Genomic DNA, 15,315 nt, shown 5'->3' on the forward strand with positions numbered 1-15,315 from the left:
TAGAATTGATGATAAGAGAGGCAAGTATTGAAGATAAAATTCATGTATTGAAATTTTGTAAAGACACTTTTTCTTGGGGTGATTATATTGACCAAGTATGGGACTCATGGGTGTCCGAAGGAAATTTGTTCATATGTGACAGACAATTTCCAATTGGAATATGTCATGCATTTTATTTTAAAGACCAAATTTGGATTGAGGGTATCAGAATTGATCAAAATTTTCGTCGACAAAAAATTGCATCTGAACTAGTAAAATATGCTGAATCCATTGGAAAAGAAAAAAATATCGCATTTTCTTATATGCTTATTGATACACAAAATACTAAATCACTTTATCTGGCAGATTCATTAAATTATCATGTTTTCCAAACTTGGGATTTTTATTCACTTGAACCCAAAATAAATTCAAATTATGCTGTTGATTTTGAAAAATCACTTGATTGTAAATTATGTACACATTATGTAAAATCTTGGAGATGGCTCCCATTAGATAATGAGATACTGTCATCACTTTCTCAACAAAATAAAATTATCAAATCTAATGTAAATGGGTATACCTCATTTGCAATTATTACTGACTCCGAACATTTTGACAGGACTATGATAATTACATTATTTTCAAATAACGATGATGCAACAATTCAAATTCTTTCATTTTTACAAAACTATGCTTTTGATAAAGATTATGAACGAATTCAAATTTTAACTATGGATCAACTTCCTAAATTTAATTCATTAGAACATAGAATCTCTTTTCATCTAATGAAAAAATCTTTGCTCTAATTAGATTTTATAACTCGCACAGTATTCTTTAAAACTCCAAGATCTTCAATTTCCATTTCTATCTCATCACCATCTTTCAAAAATACCGCATTTGGTTTGTTTAACATTACTCCTGCAGGTGTTCCTGTAGAAATAATGTCTCCTTTTTCTAATGTCATTACTTGTGAAATTTTTGAAACAATTTCTGGTATTTTTATGAACATATTGCTTGTAGAAGAACTTTGTCTCAAATTTCCATTAACTTTAGTTGTCATCTTCAGATTCTGAACATCATTGATTTCGTCAGCTGTTGTAATCCATGGTCCACATGGAGCAAACGAGTCGAAACTTTTTCCTCTTGTAAACTGTTTGTCTTTAAATTGAATGTCTCTTGCTGAAACATCATTGAATATCATGTAGCCAAATATTGCTTTTGACGCATCATTAATGCTAACATTCTTACAGTTTTTTCCAATAATCATGGCTAATTCTACCTCGTAATCTAACTGTGTTACAAAATCGGGACATATGATATCTGATTCAGTGTTATTTAATGCAGTTCGTGGTTTGATTACTAAAGCAGGATCTTCTGGAGGCTCTAATCCTTGTTCTTTAGCATGATCTATGTAATTAAATGCTAAACATATTATTTTATTTGGATTTGGAATTGGTGCTAATAATTTGTATTTGGAAATATTTTCTTCATACGGCAAATTATTTATTTTATTTTTAATCTCATCATACCATCCATCAAAAAGAAAATCTTTTACATTTTGAGGAATTGGAACTCCTGTCAAATAAGTAATTTCATCTTTGGTGGAAACTTTATCTCCTTTTATGAAACCATATGTCTCATTATTATCATGTAACAATCGTGCAATCTTCATTATTAATCACTTGTGTGTAAAAATTGCCTGATTCTGTGAATCTTTTCTACAATATCCAAATCTAACAAATTGTATTTCTTCTCCTTCCTTTAATTGTAAGTAATGTGGTTCTGTATATACGTCTAATTCTTCTAAGCTCTCTTCGTTAAACTCATCACCGATGAATAATATTTTTGGAATGACCATCTTGATTTTATGTGCTGTTGTTTGAGGAACCCATTGAATTTTTAAAATATCTGCTGTATTTCCATTCTCAATAAATTCCCCTTCTGATTCATTACCTTCTTTTGTTATGGATATATTTCCTAAACCCAAAAGGCGTATCTGTGTTCCTACTTTGATGTTCTTAGCATCATCTCCTGAAATGTAAAAATTTCCATCAATTTCGATTTTTCTTTTTCCCATATCGTTAACTGGATGGTTGGGAATCTCAATTGATGAAATTGGTAAATTTTTTACTGTTAGTTTTTTTGCATTGCTGACCATAAATAATCTGATGCTACTAGCGTCTACAAATTTGCGGTTAAAGGCCTCTAGTGAATCAAATGGTGCCAGTGTATTCGCTTTGGTCAACCCCAATGACATGATAAACTTCCTGATTGCCTCAGGTTTGATCCCTCTTCTGCGTAATCCCTCAAGTGTTGGTAGTCTGGGATCGTCATACCATGAAACTTTGCCCTCTTCAATCAATGGTTTGATTATTCTTTTTGAAATAGGCATTCCTTTGAATTCCAATCTGGAGAAAAACCCCTGTGCTGGTTTTCGCATGTTTAATGCATCTAAAATTGCATCAATCAGCTCCTCTCTCAATTCAAATTCTTTTGAACGAAATGCATGAGTTACACCGTCTACACTATCTTCTATCGCAACTGCCATATCGTAACTGGGCCAAATTCTATATTTTTCGCCTAATGTGTAATGTTTACCTTCGATAATTCTGAATAATACTGGATCTCGCATAACTGCATTATCTGCTTTCATATTCCCACGAAATCTGACAATGGCTTCACCTGGTTTGAACTTCTCATCCATTTTTTCCCAATTTTTGAAATTTTTATCAATGCTCTCCATGCTGCATTTGCATGCTTTTCGTTCTCTTCTATTTTTACTAATGTCATCTCTTTTACAAGTACAAACGTATGCTTTTCCTGAATTGATTAACTCTATTCCTTTCTGATAAAATATCTCCATGTCATCTGATGTGTTTTTTACTGTGTCAAATTTTATTCCCAACCATTCTAACCCTACTTTGATAGCAGCGTGATATTCCATTCTCTCTGCTTCTGGATTTGTATCGTCCATTCTCAAAATAAATTTGCCTCCGTACATCCTTGCATACTCCGAATTGATAATAGCTGCTTTTGCGTGTCCGATATGAGGATAACCATTAGGTTCGGGTGGAAATCTGGTAATTACTTTACCGTGTACTGCATCTTTTAATTCTGGAAGTCCATCTCTTTCCTCAATTTTTTCTTTAGGTACTAATACTTCAGGAAAATTTTCTTCAATTTCTTTTCTCTGATCTTCTAATGACATTTGATTAATTTGTGTAACAATCTTGGAAATGTCATCTGTGATCTCTTTTACTTTACTTCTGTATTCTGGTTTTGTACCAAGAATTTTTCCTAAAATTATTTTATCTCTAGTTTCTCCATCGTGCTCATATGCATTCTGAAGAGCCATTTTTTTAATCTCTGTCTTTAATTCCTCATCCATGCTAGATCATCTTATTGTGATTATACACTTCTTTGAACTACGAAATCTAATAATGCGATTAATTCAACTTTAGCCGAACCTGAGTATTTTGATAGTGATTTTTTAGCTTTTTTGGCATAATTTAGAGCCTGATTTCTTACATTTTCTTCTATTCCTAAAGATCTAATTACATCCACTGCTTTGCTGAGATCTTTTTTTGATACTTTTGAATTTCCAAATGCTTTGAGAATTATTTTTTTATCATTACCATTTGCTAATTTTATTGCCATTAGAATTGGAAGTGATTTTTTCCCCTCTCTAAGATCGTTTCCCACAGGCTTTTTAGTAATTTTCGGATCTCCCATTACTCCAATCAGATCATCTGTTATTTGAAACGCTATTCCTAAATTCCTTCCAAATGATGAAAGATTTGAAATGTCACTTGCTTTGTTTGTTGCACAAATTGCTCCCATTGCACATGATACATCAAATAATGCTGCCGTTTTTTTTCCAATCATTGTTATGTATTCTGCTTGTGATGGAATTTTTTTCTCTTCAGCCATTTTTATATCTAGTAACTGTCCTTCACATACATCTACACATGCTTTAGCAAGTCTAGAAATTAATTGAGTAGTAGAACTTGTTGATAATTTTGTATCTGAAATAACCTGAAATGCTTTAGAAAATAAAACATCTCCTGCAAGAATTGCTATTGGTATTCCGAATTTCTTATGTACTGTTGGAACTCCATGACGCATCTCATCATTATCCATAATGTCATCATGAACTAACGTGAAGTTGTGAACCATTTCTACTGCACTTGCAGCTGGCATTGCATTAGGAATTTTCCCTTTTAAAATTTGACAACTTTTAATTACCATGTACGGTCTAAGTCTTTTTCCACCGTTAACAATTAGATGACCTGCCGCATCATACAATTTCTTAGGATTTCCTTTTAGTTTCGAATTTAGATATTTGTTTACAACTTTTGCATTTTCTTCAATTTGTTTAGTTTTTTTCATTTACTATTCTCCATTGATTATCTGGTAAATGATTTTTAATTGCTTTTTGTAATTCATCTTTGATTTCACTATTCATCCACGTAGATAAAATATCTGCATGCTTTTCAAGCATAGATTTTTCAGATTTATCTAATAACTCTAGCGCAATGAGCATCCAAGGGCAATAAATTTGTGGATTTGTCTTTAATTCTGAAAGTAACTCTTTTGCTGAAATCCATTTAATTTCATCAATTTCACCCTCAATCTCTTTTAATTCTGTAGATTTGTCAATCACTCCAATTAGAGTTCCACAAATTTCATTTTCAGAACCAATATCTTTGTATGGAACATGATACTCAAATTTATGTAGATAATCTAGAGAACCTTTAATTCCCAACTCTTCTGGCATTCTTCTTTCTCCTGATGACACATAGGTTTCTGATTCTCTTGGATGACTTGCAAATGTTCCATCCCAATCATTCGGCCACAACATTTTCTCTTTTGCTCTTCTTGTGAGCACTAACCTTCCATCATTATCGAACAATAATGCAGTAAACGCTCTATGTAGTTTTCCGTTGGGTAAATGGCATTTTACTTTTTCCTCACTACCTATTGGATTATCGTTTTCATCAACTAAAATTACAAATTCTTCAGACATTCTTTTTACCTCTAAACAATGTTCCTTCAAATGCCCTATTTTTAACCGCTTTCACAATTCTTTCAGGTTTATTTCCGTTTACAAAGAAGACATCCATCCCAATCTTTGCAATTTTTGATGCTTCTTCTACTTTTCTAGTCATTCCTCCAGTAACATCCATTTTGTTTTTAGAAATTGATGGGCGTTCGCCTTTTAATTCATAGATTAATTTTTTTGATTTTAGATCCGCGTATAACCCATCCTCATTTAATGCAAAAATACAAAGTCTTGGTTTTAGTACTCTTGCAAGATGAGTCATAATTTTATCTCCGGATAAAATGTATGTTTTTTTCTGACCATACCATAATGCATCTCCATATGTGACTGGAATAAAACCTGATTGGGCAATTTTTTCAATTTCTCTGATTTTTTTCAAAATTGGTTTATTCCCTGACATAAAATCAGTTGGTGGAAGACAATATGGATTTATTTTATTTTTTAACAATGAATCTAAAACGATCTTGTTTAACTCGATCATTGAATTTTTAATAATTGCAACACCTCTAATATCGTATTTCCTTTCTTTAGTGTGCATATCATATTTGACAGACCAGTAGTGTCCATATGAGCCACCTCCATGAACAATAATTATTGGTTCACCAAGTTTTCTTAAATTTTTAGAAATGCTATCTATTGTTTTTCTTCGTGCTGATAATGGTTTTTCTTTATTTGTAATTATTGATCCACCCAATTTTATGAGAATCATGCTGTTCCAAATTATCTAGTCAATTAAAAAGTATCCAGTCCTTTAAAATCAATTTTAACTGAAAAACAATCATAATTTTTAGACTGAAGTTCGTTTATGGTTTGATTCAAATTTGACGTATCAGTCAAAGCAAAAATACAGCCACCGCCTCCAGCACCTGTAATTTTTGCACCAAAAGATGTTTTTTGACCTATTTGGATCATGTCTCTTAATTTGTCATTTGAAACCCCTATCGTTTCAAGATATTTTTGATTTTCTGTGATTTTCTTTCCCAATTCTCCAACGCTGTTAGTTTTTAAAATTTTTAAAACATCTTCAATTAATTTTGCTTCGTTATCACATAATCTAGAAAATTCATCCTCGTTTTTTTCTTTGAATTGTTTTACTCCTGCAACTATGGATTTAGTAGAGTGTTCTATGTTTGAATTTGCTATTACAAGATGGAAATTAGGTTCGGATTCTATCTTGGTAAATCCATTTTTCTTATCATATGCCATTATTCCTCCATATGTACAAACAGTACAATCAGCTCCGGATGTGTTCTCAAAAATTGTTCTTTCAGCTTCTATTGCCATTTCTAAAATCTCTTTTTTGGTTGTATCTCTAAATAATTTGGAAATGGCTGCAGCTCCTGCAACACAGCATGCAGATGAAGAACCTAAACCCACTCCTAATGGAATATCTGATTCTACTTTAATATCAATTCCAGTATTTTGATTTTTTATCATTTTATCTGCTAAATAATAAAATGGTTTAAGTGGAGAATCGATTTCTGAAATTAATTTATTTGGTTCTAATTCTAAATTCCCTATGTTTGATTTTATTGATATTTTATTCCCATCAACTTTTTCAGCTGTAACTGTGATTCTTTTATTTATTGCACAAAGAATTGCTTTGACTCCATATACTACAAAATGTTCTCCAAACAGAATTACTTTTCCTGGAGATGAAGCTTTAGATTTCAAGTAAACACTGAATTGTATGTGATTTATTCGATTTCCTCTTCGGTAATCTTTGTTTCAAAATCATCAATTTCATATTTCATTGAATCTTCTTCTTTTAATTCGCCACGCTCGATTAAAATTTGACGAACCAATAGCCAGTAAACAGTTGCAAGAGCTTTTCTTCCCCTATTGTTTGCTGGAATAATCACATCTAGATTTGATGTGATATTATCTGTATTTGCAATACCTATGATTGGAATTCCTGCATTTGTTGCTTCAATAATTGCTTGCTCATCAACTTGCGGATCTGAAATTAAAACCACTTTTGGTTCAATATAGTATGGTAATGATGGATTCGTTAATGTACCTGGCATAAATCTTCTTAGAAGTTTCTTTGAATCTAACATCTCACAAAACTTTTCAACAGGAGTTTCTGCATATTGTCTTGCTGAACATACAATGAGATTATCTGTACCTAATCTATTGATGAATTTGGCTGCTGTTTTAATTCGCTCTAATGTAATGTCTAAATCAAGCATGTAAAGACCTTCAGGACTGGCTTTGGTGATAAATGGTTTCATGAATTTTGTCTTTACTTGTGTACCTACCCTAATTCCAGTAGCTAATATCTTCTTTTTAATGTCGGTTGCTTCAGTCAGTTCACTCATAGCGATTTTAAATCTCTGCCATGCCACATATTAAATCATGCCCTGATAGGCGTAATAATTCGTTTAGTTTTGCTATTCTTTCTCCTCCAACTACACCAACTTTGAGCATTTTTGACTTTGTTGCAAGCCCTATGTGAGATATTTGTGAATCTGTAGATTCACCCGATCTATGTGATGTTATTAATCGGATATTGTTTTGATTTGCTAGTTTGGCAAATTCTAATGCATCAAAAAGACTGCCGGCCTGATTTACTTTTAAAATTGCTGCATTACATGATTTTACATTAATTGCTTTTGCTAGAATATCCTTGTTTGTAACTATCAGATCATCTCCTGTTACTAATGTATCTGGGAATTTTGCTGTAAGCTCAGACATGTCTTCAAATGCTTCCTCATGAACTGCATCCTCTGCATAAATCAATTTATATTTTTTAATAATATCTGCTGCAAAATCTATCTGTTCTGATGTAGAATTTTCAAACCCAGCTCTGTCGTAAACATATTTTCCTTTTACTTCATTCCATTGTGTAGATGCAGCAAAGTCGACCCCCAATGACACTTCTTTACCTAAAGTAAATCCCAAATTTTCACATGCTTTTGCAGATACTTCTAGTGCTTTTTGGTTTTCTAATTTTGGAGCCCACCCACCTTCATCTCCCCTTCCGTTTGTAAAGCTAGGATCCTCTTTTTCTAAAACACGACGTAGTTCACTATGTACCTGCAAATTAGTTTCAATAGCTTCCTCTATTGTCTTTGAGCCTGTGGCACAAATTAAAATCTCTTGGATGTCAGGTGTGCCTGGTCCTGCATGTGCCCCTCCACCTAAAATATTTCCCAATGGAAATGGAAATCTAAATGACGATTCAGATGAGAGTGTTTTAAACAATGGTTCTCCTAATGCTTTTGATGCAGACTCCATTGCTGCAATTGTTATTGCAAAAGCAAGTGCCCCTCCAATTATTGAATAGTTTGTAGTGTTATCCAAACTTTTCAGTATATCATGAATTGCTTTGAGATCTGAAGATTCAATCCCTATGAATTTTTGGGCATTTTCTTTTAAAATTTTAAGACTTTCTTCAGGTTTTCCATTTGGAAAACTAACTGCTTCATATTTTCCTACACTGGCTCCGGATGGGGCACAAACTCTTCCTAAAAAGTTCCTGTCAGATTTAACATCTACTTCAATTGTTTTACTTCCCCTACTGTTGTATAGAATACGTCCTTCAATTGAGGAAATCTTGGCCAAGTTATTCTAACTCAGATTCAACTTCTTGTTTTCTTCTTTGAATTGCTTCGTAGAATGGAATTACTTGTTGAATTGTTTCAACAGTAGTCAATAGCATTCGTCTGCAACAATACCTCTCAATTCCTAAGGAATCAAGAGTTTTTACTGGATCTTCTCCGGCTTTTAATTTATTTTGATAATCCTCAAATTTATCGGCAACTAGATTTCCACATGTAAAACATCTAACAGGAATTAACACGAACGAAAAAGTAATCAAGGATTATAAAAACCATGCAAGGAGTTTCCATTGCGGGCGTCGCCCAGCCTGGCCAAAGGCGCTAGCTTGAGGGGCTAGTCTCTTAGGAGTTCGTGGGTTCAAATCCCATCGCCCGCATATTATAATGATTATTTTTCTAATTTTTGTAAAATTTTGATTAACTCTGATCTTCTTTTCTCTTCTGTAATTGCAGATCTTACATCGTCTACAAGAATTCTATTAACATCAATCTTTCTTCTAGCTTCTTTAACGACTTTATCGTACATTGAAAATGTGTATAGTTGAAGATACAAATTTTCCATAATGTCAAAAATCCTTACGGCCTCATCTATTTCTCCAATTCGAATTTTATCAAATACTTGTCTTTTTAATTCACCTACACAATCAAGTAATCCTAACACATATGATTCTGGCATCACTGATAATATTTTATCTGAAGGTATTTCTTTTTGCTCTACAATTGCAATAAGACATGCGGCCTCTACAAATTCTTGTTCTGGTGTAATTAGATATCTTCGCAGATCCCCTGTTGCTTTTTTCTTATATGTTTTCAAAAGTTTTTCTGCTTGAATTAAATTCTTTTTCCCACTTTCCAAGTCCCCTTTGTGTACTGCAATAATTGATTTGCTACATAGAATTACTATCTCCCTTGTGTTTTTTAACAAAAATTCCCTTGAGTCCTGAACATCTTCTAAATTTTTTGCAATTTTGTTAAGAGCTGGTCTAACGTTCTTCAGTGTCATGTTTGATAATGCTTTAAAACTAGGATAAAGTCGTTTGCCAAACTCTTATTTTAGATATTATTTCAGAACTTGCATGGAAATAACTGTTGATCAAATGTATAAAATTGAAAACAAGGGCCATGCTATGGGATTTTTAAAAAAATTTATGATGGAAAACGCTGGTGCTGCGGCAGTAAGAAGATTAGTTGATAAACTTGGGAATGTAAAATCTCAAAACATTGTAGTCTTTGCAGGATTGGGAAATAATGGGGGTGATGGACTGGTGATGGCAAGGCATCTATCTGGTTATGAGGCCAAAGTTACTGTGATGTTACTAGGTTCTCCTGACAAGATTAAAACTGAAGAAAGCAATTGGAATTGGTCAATTTTACAGAAAATGCCCTCTGTGAAATTAATGTCTGGTGATTCTTTTGAATTTAATTTCAATCCTGACGTAATTGTTGATGCAATACTGGGAACTGGCATCTCTGGAAATATTAGGGAACCATATTCATCTGCAATAAATTACATTAACCAAACAGATTGTTACAAATTTGCAGTAGATGTTCCATCTGGATTAAATCCACAAACAGGAGAAACTGCAAATATTTGCTCAAAATGTGATATGACTGTAACATTTCATAAAATGAAACAAGGCATTCCTAAAAGAAAAGATTTGACTGGTGAACTGTTTGCTGAAAAAATTGGAATTCCTCCAGAAGCAGAGGAGGGAATTCTATGATAGTACATCAAATCCAGGTTGGAAACATGCAGAATTTCTCCTATATCGTTGAAGATGAGGATACTGGTGAAGCAATAATTATTGATCCTTCATGGGATTTGATAGAATTAGAAATGATCATTAAAAAAAATAATTTGAAAATAAAATACATTGTAAACACACATCATCATTTTGATCATACTTTGGGAAATGAAGCCATGGTAGAATCAACTAAAGCTCCTATAATTCAACATGAGTATTCAGAATTAAAACATGATATCGCAGTCAAGGATGGAGATTTAATTGAATTTGGAAATTCTAAATTAAAAGTATTCTATACTCCTGGACATTCTAAAGACAGTATTTGTTTGGTTGGAGATGGAAAGATTTTTTTCAGGCGATACATTGTTTGTTGGAAATTGTGGCCGAATTGATTTACCTGGAGGAAGTGCAAAAGAACTCTATCATAGTCTTTTTGATGTGCTTTATTCATTAGATGACAATTTAGTCATGTATTCAGGACACAATTATGGAAATACAGAGACATCTACTATTGGACAAGAAAAAATTACTAATCATGTTATGCAAAAACGAACAGAACAACAATTTGTCGAAATGATGGGTCAGTGAATTTTTTGGAAAATTTTGAATTATTTGGCAATATAGATCAGGCTCAAAATTTTATTCAAACTATGAGTTCGGGAAGATTCCTTTTTTCACTTGTAATCTCCTATACTGAAACTTGTGAAATTCCTGGGATTACTTTTGCAGGTGCTGATAAAGATTCAATAAAATTTACACCTCCTGCTGATGCTGAATATCTTCATTATGGATATTGTAAATCAATTGATAAAATTCCAATGACTCCTGATGGAAAGCCAACTCCTGCATTATTGACAAAAACTGCCTTAGAGTCTGCTAGTATTCCACATTTAACAATAAATGCTGGAAGTAAAATTTCTCCACAATTACCTTTTATTGAAACAAGTATGACTAGTGGAAAAAATATTTCCATTCAAGATGCTATGACTGATTCACAAGTATCACATGCTGTTGATTATGGCAGAATTGTGGGAAGAAGCATGGCTTCGCTTACTGATACTCTTGTTATAGGTGAAAGTATTCCTGGTGGAACAACTACTGCCTTAGCTGTTTTGCGAGCATTAGGTTTTGATGCTAAAGTAAGTTCTAGCATCCCAAACAATCCTATAGAATTAAAAAATCAAATTGTTACATCTGCCCTTGAAAGAATTGATTCTGATCATCCTTATAGCATAATTGCAAAAATTGGTGATCCTATGATTCCTTTTGTCGCAGGAATGCTAAGTTCTGCTTCAAGTATATCTAAAGTGATGCTTGCTGGGGGAACTCAGATGTCTGCAGTATTAGCATTTGCATCAAAAATTGGATTTAATGAAGAAAATACTTTGATTGGAACTACTTCTTACATTACACATGATCAAAGTGCAAATTTCAAAAATATTGTTGAAAAAATAGCAGACATACCAATAATTTCTGTAGATCCCGGTCTTAAAAATTCAAAACACTCTGGATTAAAGGCGTTTTCAGAAGGTTTTGCAAAAGAGGGTGTTGGTGCTGGTGGAAGCATTATCTCATCCATGCTTAAAACTAGAAATAATTCTGAAAAATTTTTGGAATTAGCTGAAATAGAATATCATAGATTGTTTACTTCACTGTAACTGATTTTGCCAAATTTCTAGGATAATCAGGATCTGTGTTTTTCTCAAGTGCTGCGTAATATGATAATAGCTGAATTGGAATGATTTCTGAAATTGGGTATGCTATTTCTTCTGATTTTGGAAGTTCAATCCAAAAATCATACACGTCACTTTCTATATCTGAAATTCCAATAATTTTTGCGCCACGTGCTTTAATCTCCCTTGCACTTGTTAATGTATCTGCATATGTTGAATCATTTGGATTTATAATTATTACAAATACATTGGAATCCATTAGCGCAAGAGGTCCGTGTTTCAATTCGCCTCCTGGAATTCCCTCTGCATGAATGTAAGTTAATTCTTTTAATTTTAAAGCAGCCTCAATTGCAATTGGATAATGTATCCCTCTTCCAAGTACATAAATGTCTGAAATGTCTTTCATTTCATTAGCAATGTTTTGAATTTTTGTGGGATTTTCCAATGTTTTTGATATTAATTCGGAAATTTTATCAAAATCAATATCTATACTACTGTCATTTAATTTTTGAATAATTTTATAGAGTATTACAAGTTGTGCTGTGAAACTCTTTGTTGCTGCAACTCCTATCTCAGGTCCACAATTCATTCCTATAACAATGTCTGATTCACGAGCAAGTGATGATGTTAACAAATTTACAATTGCTATTGTTTTGCATTTAGCCTGTTTTGCGATTTTAACTGCTTCCAAAACATCTGCACTTTCTCCACTTTGAGATATTGCAATCATAATAGAATTTTCTTCAATACTGTCCGGTGCAAATTGAAGCTCACTTGACATGATTGGCTCTGCTTTAATTTTTGCATATTTTGATAAAAGCTGTTTTGCAATTAATGCTGAATTATAGCTTGTACCACTTCCTGTGATATAGATATTTTTCGCATGTTTAATGTAATCTGCAGTTTTTTCAATTGATTCTAAAGTTTTTTCGCCTGCTTTCAAAACTGTTTCATGTTGTTCGTAAATTTCTTTTAATGTAAAATGTGCATAATCACCTTTGTATGCATCACCAAATTCTTTAGAAACTTTGACTATTCCATATTTTGCATGTTCTCCATTAAAATCTAAAATTTGAAATTTATCTTTATCTAAAATCACAAAATTTCCATTTTCTAAATAGATCGCATCATCAGTATATTCGATGAATCCTAAAACATCACTTGACAAAAAGAAATCATTTTGTCCAACTCCTATGATCAGTGGTTCGTGAAATCTTGCAGCTGCAAGTTGACCGTTTTCAAACATTGCAACAAACGCATAATGTCCCTTGATCTCTGCAACTGTTTTCAAAATTGTTTCTTTTACATCCTGAGTTTTTTCGTAATATTTCTGAATTAGATTCGCGATAATTTCACTATCTGTATCACTTTTGAAATCATATCCTTCATTTTCTAATCGTTTCTTTAATTCTTCAAAATTTTCTATTATTCCGTTATGTACTATTGCAATTTGTCCCGAATTACTTGCATGTGGATGTGCATTGATATCTGTAACTTTTCCATGGGTAGCCCATCTGGTATGACCAATTCCAACTTTTCCTGGCAGGGTGTCTAATTGAATTTTTAAATTTACTTCATTTACTTTTCCAATCCCTTTTTTAGTTCAATTTGGTGATCAGATTCTGTTGCAACTCCTACACTATCATATCCTCGATATTCCATTCGTTTTAGCCCCTTTACGATAATCGGGGCTGCAGTTTCTTTTCCAAAGTAACCGATAATTGAACACATGATTATTCTATCTATTAATTGGGGTTATTTACTGATAAGCCTATTTTCTTGATTATTCGGTAGAAGAACTTTGATCTTTTGATACTTCTGTAGTCTCTTCAACTGGTGCCTCTGCTTCACCTTCAACCGGTGTTTCTGGAGATGGAGTTTTTGACTTTGTCTTTTCTAACATTTCTGGAATCTTAGATTCAGGTGCAAAATGAACATTATTTTCTTCTTCAACTGTAACAGTATAAGATGGAATGTCTACTTTTCTATCACCAATCATGATGTGGCCGTGAATTACTGCTTGTCTTGCTTGATATGGTGATTTAAATCCAAATTTCTTTGTAACTAAAGTTTGTAATCTTCGTGATAACAAATCATTTGCATTAAGATTGAGTACATCATCTAGTGTTGCATCACTACTTACTAATCCTATTCTTGCAAGTGATTTCATTAAGATTGGTTCTTTTTCTGCTCTCTCTTCCTGTCTTAATGCAAGCAATGATCTTGCTTGATGTCTAACGCGAGATAATTCAGTATGTGCTTTCCATAACTCTCTTTTGGTTCTTAATCCAAATGTACCAAGAGTTTTGAGCTCTTCCATTTTTAACTCATAATTAAGAGGTCTTTTTGGTTTTCTCCAAACTTTACGTGGATATTTTGGATCTCCCATTCAATACACCTATTCTTTTTTCTCCGCTGCCGGTGCTGCAGCTGGTTCACCTGTTGGTGCTGCTACTGTGGTCGCTGCTGGTGCACCTGCACCACCTTTCTTTGCTGGTGCTGCCATTCCACCTTTTGCAACTCCAACTGCTCCACCTTTTCTACCTGATGTTCTGGTTCTTTGTCCTCTAACTTTAAGACCCGATAGATGACGATAACCTCTCCAACTTGCAGTGATTCTTTCTCTTTCAATATCATTTCTTAATGTAAATGGAATATCAGACGTTAACAAATGTAAATTTGCACCGGTTTCAATATCTTTCCTTCTGTTGAGGAACCATGTTGGAAAATTTCCCCCAACTGGATCTGTGATTAATTTTTCAATTGCTTGAACGTTAGATTCGGTTAGATTGCCAATGTTCGAGTTTGTGTTAATTTTAAGAGTATCTAAAATTGCAGTAGCAAAATTATAACCTATGCCTTTGATTTGGGTTAATCCGACGAGCATCTTTCGCTCACCAGGAATATCATTTCCCACAATCCTAACAATATGTCTATATTCTTGTGTACTCAAGTATTCCAAAATTCTAAGAAACCCCGATAAAAACCATACTAGGCACTAAATTATGATATTATTGAAATATCTAAATCTAATGATCCTTGCTTCACGCCTAATTTTTACGAATTTTTTTATTGGATATCATCTAAAATCTTCATCTTCAGTCCAATCATTACCTTGAACATTCCATTGATTGCATTTACAGCATTTTTTAACTCCGCGTTGAGCATCAATATCTATACAAAAACAGTGTTCTCCCTTACCTGATGAATCTTGACTACAAAGTTTTTGCATAATTTGATTTATGATATTTTCTTAATTATCTTATTGGAATGACACATTCAAAAAGATATAA

At 33.0% G+C, this 15,315-nt stretch carries 20 protein-coding genes and 1 tRNA gene; 6 read left to right on the forward strand and 15 right to left on the reverse strand.

All coding sequences use genetic code 11. The features are described from left to right. A partial coding sequence (locus BD31_RS07855) for a GNAT family N-acetyltransferase (protein WP_238536103.1) occupies positions 1–785 on the forward strand: 785 nt, incomplete at its 5' end. On the opposite strand, the gene BD31_RS07860 is transcribed toward BD31_RS07855, so the two are convergent. The 9 genes from BD31_RS07860 to BD31_RS07900 are packed head-to-tail and all read right to left on the reverse strand — an operon-like array spanning position 782 to position 8,846. After that, on the reverse strand, positions 782–1,651 hold the full coding sequence (locus tag BD31_RS07860; RefSeq protein WP_008300963.1) for a fumarylacetoacetate hydrolase family protein: 870 nt from the start codon (positions 1,649–1,651) through the stop codon (positions 782–784). The two genes, BD31_RS07855 and BD31_RS07860, sit on opposite strands and share 4 nt — an antisense overlap. 6 nt (positions 1,652–1,657) lie before the next feature. After that, on the reverse strand, positions 1,658–3,367 hold the full coding sequence (gene gltX / locus BD31_RS07865) for a glutamate--tRNA ligase (RefSeq protein ID WP_008300956.1): 1,710 nt from the start codon (positions 3,365–3,367) through the stop codon (positions 1,658–1,660). 20 nt (positions 3,368–3,387) lie between these two features. Continuing rightward, the gene (locus tag BD31_RS07870) at positions 3,388–4,368 is read right to left on the reverse strand and encodes a polyprenyl synthetase family protein (RefSeq protein WP_008300949.1); all 981 of its coding nucleotides are present in this window, start codon (positions 4,366–4,368) and stop codon (positions 3,388–3,390) included. Further along, a complete protein-coding gene (gene idi, locus BD31_RS07875; RefSeq protein WP_008300973.1) occupies positions 4,355–5,005 on the reverse strand; it encodes an isopentenyl-diphosphate Delta-isomerase in 651 nt (216 codons plus the stop codon). The genes BD31_RS07870 and idi overlap by 14 nt, the downstream gene beginning before the upstream one ends. Continuing rightward, the gene (locus BD31_RS07880) at positions 4,998–5,750 is read right to left on the reverse strand and encodes an isopentenyl phosphate kinase (protein WP_008300958.1); all 753 of its coding nucleotides are present in this window, start codon (positions 5,748–5,750) and stop codon (positions 4,998–5,000) included. The genes idi and BD31_RS07880 overlap by 8 nt, the downstream gene beginning before the upstream one ends. 23 nt (positions 5,751–5,773) lie before the next feature. Further along, complete coding sequence (mvk, locus tag BD31_RS07885; protein WP_008300933.1) at positions 5,774–6,715, reverse strand: mevalonate kinase; 942 nt, start codon at positions 6,713–6,715, stop codon at positions 5,774–5,776. A gap of 23 nt (positions 6,716–6,738) precedes the next feature. Next, on the reverse strand, positions 6,739–7,362 hold the full coding sequence (gene rpsB, locus BD31_RS07890; protein WP_008300939.1) for a 30S ribosomal protein S2: 624 nt from the start codon (positions 7,360–7,362) through the stop codon (positions 6,739–6,741). A 7-nt stretch (positions 7,363–7,369) separates the two neighbouring features. Next, positions 7,370–8,608 carry a phosphopyruvate hydratase gene (eno, locus tag BD31_RS07895; RefSeq protein ID WP_008300980.1) on the reverse strand — a complete coding sequence of 413 codons (1,239 nt, stop codon included), beginning with the start codon at positions 8,606–8,608 and terminating at the stop codon, positions 7,370–7,372. A gap of 1 nt (position 8,609) precedes the next feature. Next, positions 8,610–8,846: a DNA-directed RNA polymerase subunit N gene (locus BD31_RS07900; RefSeq protein WP_008300964.1), complete on the reverse strand. Its 237-nt coding sequence runs from the start codon at positions 8,844–8,846 to the stop codon at positions 8,610–8,612. Between the two features lie 50 nt (positions 8,847–8,896). Between BD31_RS07900 and BD31_RS07905 the strand changes: the two genes are divergently transcribed. Further along, positions 8,897–8,981, forward strand: a tRNA-Leu gene (locus BD31_RS07905). An 11-nt stretch (positions 8,982–8,992) separates the two neighbouring features. On the opposite strand, the gene BD31_RS07910 is transcribed toward BD31_RS07905, so the two are convergent. Continuing rightward, positions 8,993–9,607 carry a translin family protein gene (locus BD31_RS07910; protein WP_008300984.1) on the reverse strand — a complete coding sequence of 205 codons (615 nt, stop codon included), beginning with the start codon at positions 9,605–9,607 and terminating at the stop codon, positions 8,993–8,995. A 73-nt stretch (positions 9,608–9,680) separates the two neighbouring features. Between BD31_RS07910 and BD31_RS07915 the strand changes: the two genes are divergently transcribed. The 4 genes from BD31_RS07915 to cobT are packed head-to-tail and all read left to right on the forward strand — an operon-like array spanning position 9,681 to position 12,007. Continuing rightward, positions 9,681–10,328, forward strand: a complete 648-nt coding sequence (locus BD31_RS07915; protein WP_008300960.1) for an NAD(P)H-hydrate epimerase — start codon at positions 9,681–9,683, stop codon at positions 10,326–10,328. Further along, positions 10,325–10,741 carry an MBL fold metallo-hydrolase gene (locus BD31_RS07920; RefSeq protein WP_008300929.1) on the forward strand — a complete coding sequence of 139 codons (417 nt, stop codon included), beginning with the start codon at positions 10,325–10,327 and terminating at the stop codon, positions 10,739–10,741. The genes BD31_RS07915 and BD31_RS07920 overlap by 4 nt, the downstream gene beginning before the upstream one ends. Further along, entirely contained in the window at positions 10,713–10,937 is a 225-nt protein-coding gene (locus BD31_RS10795; protein ID WP_008300979.1) for an MBL fold metallo-hydrolase, read from the forward strand. The genes BD31_RS07920 and BD31_RS10795 overlap by 29 nt, the downstream gene beginning before the upstream one ends. Before the next feature lie 5 nt (positions 10,938–10,942). After that, a complete protein-coding gene (cobT, locus tag BD31_RS07925; protein ID WP_048097591.1) occupies positions 10,943–12,007 on the forward strand; it encodes a nicotinate mononucleotide-dependent phosphoribosyltransferase CobT in 1,065 nt (354 codons plus the stop codon). On the opposite strand, the gene glmS is transcribed toward cobT, so the two are convergent. The 5 genes from glmS to BD31_RS10395 form a co-directional block, all read right to left on the reverse strand. Beyond that, entirely contained in the window at positions 11,994–13,613 is a 1,620-nt protein-coding gene (gene glmS / locus BD31_RS07930) for a glutamine--fructose-6-phosphate transaminase (isomerizing) (protein ID WP_306459947.1), read from the reverse strand. The genes cobT and glmS overlap by 14 nt on opposite strands. Beyond that, on the reverse strand, positions 13,601–13,753 hold the full coding sequence (locus tag BD31_RS10800) for a hypothetical protein (protein ID WP_008300982.1): 153 nt from the start codon (positions 13,751–13,753) through the stop codon (positions 13,601–13,603). Before BD31_RS10800 ends, glmS begins: the two co-directional genes overlap by 13 nt. Before the next feature lie 52 nt (positions 13,754–13,805). Next, entirely contained in the window at positions 13,806–14,411 is a 606-nt protein-coding gene (locus BD31_RS07935) for a 30S ribosomal protein S4 (RefSeq protein ID WP_008300954.1), read from the reverse strand. Positions 14,412–14,420: 9 nt separating this feature from the next. Further along, complete coding sequence (locus tag BD31_RS07940; protein WP_048097588.1) at positions 14,421–14,975, reverse strand: 30S ribosomal protein S13; 555 nt, start codon at positions 14,973–14,975, stop codon at positions 14,421–14,423. A 126-nt stretch (positions 14,976–15,101) separates the two neighbouring features. Then, positions 15,102–15,254: a hypothetical protein gene (locus BD31_RS10395; protein ID WP_008300969.1), complete on the reverse strand. Its 153-nt coding sequence runs from the start codon at positions 15,252–15,254 to the stop codon at positions 15,102–15,104. Positions 15,255–15,315 lie beyond the last annotated feature (61 nt).

The sequence above is a fragment of the Candidatus Nitrosopumilus salarius BD31 genome, assembly GCF_000242875.2.
GTDB classification, from domain to species: Archaea; Thermoproteota; Nitrososphaeria; order Nitrososphaerales; family Nitrosopumilaceae; genus Nitrosopumilus; species Nitrosopumilus salarius.

Coding starts and splice junctions, on each gene's coding strand:
- BD31_RS07860 (WP_008300963.1), bottom strand. CDS start 1,651: ATGAAGATTGCACGATTGTTACATGATAATAATGAGACATATGGTTTC.
- gltX (WP_008300956.1), bottom strand. CDS start 3,367: ATGGATGAGGAATTAAAGACAGAGATTAAAAAAATGGCTCTTCAGAAT.
- BD31_RS07870 (WP_008300949.1), bottom strand. CDS start 4,368: ATGAAAAAAACTAAACAAATTGAAGAAAATGCAAAAGTTGTAAACAAA.
- idi (WP_008300973.1), bottom strand. CDS start 5,005: ATGTCTGAAGAATTTGTAATTTTAGTTGATGAAAACGATAATCCAATA.
- BD31_RS07880 (WP_008300958.1), bottom strand. CDS start 5,750: ATGATTCTCATAAAATTGGGTGGATCAATAATTACAAATAAAGAAAAA.
- rpsB (WP_008300939.1), bottom strand. CDS start 7,362: ATGAGTGAACTGACTGAAGCAACCGACATTAAAAAGAAGATATTAGCT.
- BD31_RS07910 (WP_008300984.1), bottom strand. CDS start 9,607: ATGACACTGAAGAACGTTAGACCAGCTCTTAACAAAATTGCAAAAAAT.
- BD31_RS07915 (WP_008300960.1), top strand. CDS start 9,681: ATGGAAATAACTGTTGATCAAATGTATAAAATTGAAAACAAGGGCCAT.
- BD31_RS07920 (WP_008300929.1), top strand. CDS start 10,325: ATGATAGTACATCAAATCCAGGTTGGAAACATGCAGAATTTCTCCTAT.
- BD31_RS10800 (WP_008300982.1), bottom strand. CDS start 13,753: ATGTGTTCAATTATCGGTTACTTTGGAAAAGAAACTGCAGCCCCGATT.
- BD31_RS07935 (WP_008300954.1), bottom strand. CDS start 14,411: ATGGGAGATCCAAAATATCCACGTAAAGTTTGGAGAAAACCAAAAAGA.
- BD31_RS10395 (WP_008300969.1), bottom strand. CDS start 15,254: ATGCAAAAACTTTGTAGTCAAGATTCATCAGGTAAGGGAGAACACTGT.